The 6,184-nt window shown below is 43.9% G+C and carries 4 protein-coding genes; 2 read left to right on the forward strand and 2 right to left on the reverse strand.

What is annotated here, in order from left to right; genetic code table 11:
* Positions 1–234 precede the first annotated feature (234 nt).
* Positions 235–813: a TetR/AcrR family transcriptional regulator gene (locus AB4154_RS15810; protein ID WP_372123514.1), complete on the reverse strand. Its 579-nt coding sequence runs from the start codon at positions 811–813 to the stop codon at positions 235–237.
* A complete protein-coding gene (locus tag AB4154_RS15815) occupies positions 810–2,246 on the reverse strand; it encodes a coniferyl aldehyde dehydrogenase (RefSeq protein ID WP_372123515.1) in 1,437 nt (478 codons plus the stop codon). The genes AB4154_RS15810 and AB4154_RS15815 overlap by 4 nt, the downstream gene beginning before the upstream one ends.
* A gap of 561 nt (positions 2,247–2,807) precedes the next feature.
* Here AB4154_RS15815 and speA point away from each other — a divergent pair.
* The gene (speA, locus tag AB4154_RS15820; protein ID WP_371692027.1) at positions 2,808–4,715 is read left to right on the forward strand and encodes an arginine decarboxylase; all 1,908 of its coding nucleotides are present in this window, start codon (positions 2,808–2,810) and stop codon (positions 4,713–4,715) included.
* Positions 4,715–5,644 carry an agmatinase gene (speB, locus tag AB4154_RS15825; protein ID WP_102456477.1) on the forward strand — a complete coding sequence of 310 codons (930 nt, stop codon included), beginning with the start codon at positions 4,715–4,717 and terminating at the stop codon, positions 5,642–5,644. The genes speA and speB overlap by 1 nt, the downstream gene beginning before the upstream one ends.
* Positions 5,645–6,184: the final 540 nt, after the last annotated feature.

A 6,184-nucleotide genomic window follows, 5' to 3' on the forward strand; every position in this document is an offset into this window, starting at 1 on the left:
GTGTCCAAATGATTTTTATAAAAATAAATCGGATGTCAGGATGTTAGTACTTCATTATGGCGTTATTCTCTTTTGAAATGATGGTGGGATGGTACTGAAAGAACGTACTCTGAGTCAATATGCTAAAGTGATTAAATTGTGTTCAAATGATTAAAGCGCCTGTGTGGCGCTTTAGTGATCATTATTGGAAATAAGTTGAGTCTAGAACTTATATTTTGGAGCTTAGAACTAAAGCTACTTGGTTTGCCCACCAACGGCTCGCCAACACATATCAAAGCTATCATTGATGTACTTCGATGTTTGCTCTGGTGGAGATTCGTTTTGCTCAATAAGCCAGTTTGCACAAATCAGAAAGTGGCTATGGATGAAGTGTCTAACAAGGTTAATGTCTAACACCATCAATTCACCATCTTCTTGTCCTTTCAAAATGATCTCGTCTAGCGACGCGAACATCTGCGAGACGATCACTTCTCGAGTTTGAGTTGTTGGGTCGAAATGAACATTGGTGAAGAACTTCATCGCAACCGGATTTTCTAGTGCCCATTCAATCCCAGTGATCCACATGAACTTAAAGGCTTGATAGAGATCCTGCTCAGCAATATCAGTGTGTTGTTGAAGGGTAGAGAATAGCTCCAACTTCAGCTCGCGAAACAGCTCGTCAATCAATAGAGATTTATTCTCGAAGTGGTGAAACAGCGTCGCTTTCGCCACACCAGCTGTTTTCGCTATTTGTCCAGTAGATGTGCCCTCTAGCCCCTGTTGAGAGAAGAGCAAGAGTGCAGCATCTAGGATTTTTTGTCTTTTAGTGATCATCTATTGAGTACTTTGAACATCAGTTTTTTGATTGGGTTGTTGTAAGGAGGATGCATTAACTTGGTGAAGTTGATTTTTCCTCTACTTAGAACGGTTTTGGCATGACTAAAGGTCTTGAAGCCTTCAATGCCATGATAGTGTCCCATACCTGAAGGGCCTATGCCACCGAACGGCGCGTCTTCTGCAGCCACATGCACCAAAGAATCATTAATACACACGCCGCCAGAGTGCGTGCTCGATAAGATTAGATCTTGAGTCTGCTTATCATGACTCATCAGGTACAAAGCAAGCGGACGTTCTCTTGTTGTGATGTAGCTGATCGCTTCTTCAATAGAATCATAAGGAACGATAGGCAGTACGGGGCCAAACAACTCTTCTTGCATTGCGACCATGTCGTCGTTCACTTCGGTGAGAAGGTGCGGCGTCATTCTGTGGTTTACATCGTCTTGCGCTTGTTCGGTGACGGTGTGAACGACTGCGCCTTTAGATTGAGCATCTGTAATCACCCCCTTCAAACGATTGTATTGACGCATATCGATCACTGAAGTTAAGTCTTTGCTCTCAATGCCTGCTTTATACAACTTTTTGAAGTATTGCTTATAAGCTGTGATGAACGCATCGACTTTTTCTCGTGGCAATAAGATGTAATCGGGCGCCACACAAATCTGGCCAGCGTTTAAGCTTTTTGCAAACAGGATGCGTTCAACGGCGTCAGCGACATCAAAGTCCGGCGCAATAATCGTTGGAGACTTGCCGCCTAACTCCAAAGTTACTGGCGTTAAGTTGTCGGCTGCTGCTCTCATGACGTGCTTACCCACAGAGGTCGAGCCTGTGAAAAGGATATGGTCAAACGGCAGTTGGCTAAATTTAGCGGAAACGTCAGCTTCGCCTTCGATAATCGCGACTTGATCTTCACTAAAGCCTTCGGCCAGCATGGTTTTCAAAACTCGGTTGGTCGCAGGAGTAAACTCGGACATCTTGAGCATTGCAGTGTTGCCCGCCGCTAACGCAGTGATCAGAGGGCCTAAAGAGAGCATTATGGGAAAGTTCCAAGGAACGATAATGCCTACAACGCCTACCGGTTGATAGTGAACAGTGATCTTCGCTGGTGTCAGCATCAAGCCTGCTTTTCTACGAGATGGCTTCAACCACTTCTTAAGGTTCTTATCACTGTAATTAATTTGGTGAAGAGAAGGGGTGATATCAGCAATCAAGCTGTCGTGTTTTGCGCGATGACCATAATCTTCAGACACTGCGTTAATCAATTGCTCTTGGTAGCGTATAAGTAATGCTTTTAAGGTAGAGAGATTTTTTCTTCTCTGCTCAAGCGTAGGATTAACATTATTGCGGTAGTGATCTTTTTGTCGGTTGAACATTTGATCCATGTCGTTGATGCTCGACGTGTTTGGTTCAAGGTCTAGATTATGGCTCATAGTATCCCCTAAATTCGAAAGCTGACCGATTGGTTGGTCAGTTGAAATTACAAGAATATCCAACCGAATACAAGGTATGCGCGAGAAAAGTTCAAAAATTGAGCGGTTACAACATTGAAGTGAGCGAGTTTTAGTAGGAAGAACGAAGTGTTTATAGGCCTCGAATCGTGGGATACAAGTAGTGTTTGTGATAGCGAGAGTTCAGATTGGGAAGTGGTCATATTTGTCAAAACCCTGACTTAACTTGACCTGATTAGCCAAGAGTTTTATGTGTCTTTGGTATTTTATTCACCTGATTTTTTGTTAGAAAGTGCTTTAAATCTCATGCGCTTCAGCCTGGTTTTTGGTCTAAAACCTTGTAATACCTTACCTGTCACTTTAAGTCGGATCGACGATAAAAAAACGTAATCGTAACCACAAATATCAATGGTTGGACTCACTCTTAATAATATCGGTTAATGCAGCCAACAAATCGTTTTCGAACGTTTTTTGTTGGGTTATACCTCGCTATTCCAATGAGGTATCTTCTGTCGATGGCCCTATAGTGTGAGGTCTCTAGAATTGGAAAATTCGGTTAATTTGGAACGCATCCGTGCTGAGTATAATGTAAAGCACTGGAGCCAAGGTTTTTATGGAATTGATGATAATGGCGAGGTGTATGTTTCACCGAGCGAAACCGATCATCAAGTTCCTCTTAGTCAGATCGTAAAACAGTTAGAGCAGAGAAATATTGGTTTGCCTGCTCTTGTGCGTTTTCCTCAAATCGTGCATCAACGTGTGCACAATATCTGTAACGCATTCAACCAAGCGATCGACGAATATCAGTACGATAACCGTTACCTACTTGTTTACCCGATTAAAGTTAACCAACAGAAAGAAGTGGTTGACGAGATCTTAGCGAGCCAAGCTCAATTAGAGCAGAAGCAGCTTGGTTTAGAGGCGGGCAGCAAGCCTGAACTATTAGCGGTATTGGCACTGGCTCAAAAAGCGAGCTCGGTGATCGTGTGTAACGGTTACAAAGACAGAGAATACATCCGTCTTGCTCTTATTGGCGAAAAGCTAGGTCATAAAGTATTTATCGTTCTAGAGAAGCTATCTGAGCTTGATCTTGTTCTTTCTGAAGCGAAAGCGCTTGGTGTGAAACCTCGTTTAGGTTTGCGTATTCGTCTTGCTTCTCAAGGCGCAGGTAAATGGCAAGCAAGTGGTGGTGAGAAGTCGAAGTTCGGTTTGTCTGCATCACAAGTGCTGACTGTTATTGAACGTTTAAAAGCAGAAGATCAACTGGATGTTCTAGAGCTCGTGCACTTCCACCTTGGCTCGCAAATGGCGAATATTCGTGATGTACGAAATGGTGTGAGTGAAGCGGCTCGTTTCTACTGTGAACTGCGCGATATCGGTGCTCAATTGAAGTACTTAGATGTTGGTGGTGGTTTGGCGGTTGATTACGACGGCACACGCAGTCAATCTTCAAACTCAATGAACTACGGCTTGCTTGAGTACGCTCGCAATATTGTGATGACAGTAGGGGATATCTGTAAGCTCTACAATCAGCCACAACCTGTGATCATTTCTGAATCTGGTCGTTCGTTGACTGCGCATCACGCTGTGCTTGTTACTAACGTGATCGGTACAGAAAGCTATTCTCCGGAAGATATGGCTGCGCCTGAAGTTGATGCACCAATGTTGCTAAATAACATGTGGAAGAATTTTTTAGAACTAGATGCAGGTAACGATGATCGAGCGTTGATCGAGATCTATAACGACACGCAGAGTGATATCGCAGAAGCGCACAACCAATTTGCAACAGGCATGCTGAATCTTCAGCACCGTGCTTGGGCAGAGCAGATGTCTTTGCGTATTAACTACGAACTTAGCTCTCGTATGAGCACTAAGAACCGTTACCACCGTCCTATTTTGGACGAGTTGAGCGAGCGTCTAGCAGATAAGTTCTTCGTGAACTTCTCGTTGTTCCAATCGTTGCCAGACGCGTGGGGTATCGATCAGGTGTTCCCTGTGTTGCCACTGAGCGGTTTGGATAATGCGGACGAGCGACGCGCTGTAGTACTGGATATCACCTGTGATTCTGACGGTACGATTGATCAGTACGTTGATGGTCAAGGTATTGAAACAACACTGCCAGTTCCTGCATGGAACCCAGATGAACCTTATCTGATGGGCTTTTTCCTAGTAGGCGCATACCAAGAGATCTTGGGCGATATGCACAACCTATTTGGTGATACGCACAGCGTAGTGGTCAACGTTGACGAAAGCGGTGAAGCGAACATCGATTACATCAACGAAGGCGACACGGTTGAAGACATGATGCGTTATGTTCACATCGATACAGATCTGATTCGTCAGAACTACAGAGATTTGGTCACGGCGAAAGTACCAGCACAAGAGCAACAAAGCGTACTTGAAGAGTTAGAGCAAGGCTTGATGGGTTACACCTATCTTGAGGATTTTTAATGAACGATCTATTTACCAAACCAGATTACTCGCTGTATTCCAATGCGATGACGTTTATGCGTCGTCCACTGGTGCAGAACCCAATCGATAACGACGCTGACGTGGTTGTGTTGGGCGCGCCGTTAGATATGGCGACGTCGGGTCGCCCGGGCGCTCGTATGGGGCCTGATGCGATTCGTCGTGCGTCAGTAAACTTGGCGTGGGAAGGAAAAAAGTTTCCTTGGGACTTCAATGTATTTGAACATACCTCGGTGATTGATGCTGGCGATCTTGTGTTTGATTGCGGTGATGCTGAAGATTTAACTCAACGTTTAGAAGCGGCTGCTGATGCGATTCTAAATAGTGGTAAAACTCTGTTAGGTTTAGGTGGCGATCACTTCATTACACTGCCTTTGTTAAGAGCATACGGCAAGAAGTACGGTGAGATGGCTCTGATTCACTTCGACGCGCACACTGACACTTACAGTCAGGGCAGTCGTTACGATCACGGTACTATGTTCTACCATGCGCCAAATGAAGGTTTAATTTCGCCTGAACATTCAGTGCAAATTGGTATTCGTACAGAGTACAAGCAGGAAGGTCACGGCTTCAATGTCATTAATGCGATGCAAGCCAATGACATGAGCGTTGACGAGATCATTGCTCAAGTGAAAGGTATTGTTGGTAATAAGCCAGTGTACTTAACGTTTGATATCGATTGTCTGGATCCTGCTTTTGCTCCGGGTACAGGTACGCCAGTATGCGGCGGTTTGAACTCAGATAAAGTCCTGAAAATCATCCGCGGTTTGCAGGGCATTAATATGGTTGGTATGGATGTTGTTGAGGTTTCACCTGCGTATGACCAAAGCGAGATTACAGCATTGGCTGGTGCGACGATTGCTCTAGAGCTGCTTTACGTTTGGACGGCGAACCGCCTCGCTAAATCATAGTGTTTGATTGTTAAAAGCGTAACGCTACATACTGATTTTAAAGCCCACTAAGTTTCAACTTAGTGGGCTTTTTTGTTTTGTCGAGCAACAAAAATTCTATTCTCGCATCTCAGTAAGTAGTCTTTTCTTGGCTGTGAACTAATAGGCTAAAAGGCTCGTATTCTACGGTCTATCTCATGGTTTGTGAGCGAAAAATCATCACATTGATTCTGAGAGGTGTCTCAAAGATGGGACTTGCCTCTGCTTTACTAAGGATGCAGAGCTTACCGCTATTAATACCCTGTATTCGCTAATGATTTATCAACTTTGTTACTGTATATATTTATAAAACGAAGATGTGTATTTATATTGCGCGCTCATTTGCATATTAATCAGCATCCTACTAACTTTTGACTAGGGTTTTTAAGCCTTGAAAGAATACTTGGATTTGCGAAAAGATGTCTCTTCGCACAGACATGGCATTTTTTATGGGGAAGACTAGGCTTAAGGGTAAGTAAACTATAAAAAAACAGGTGAAATACTTCTCTCTTTTCAAGCCGA

The sequence above is a fragment of the Vibrio sp. 10N.286.51.B11 genome, assembly GCF_041469245.1.
Lineage (GTDB): Bacteria > Pseudomonadota > Gammaproteobacteria > Enterobacterales > Vibrionaceae > Vibrio > Vibrio crassostreae_C.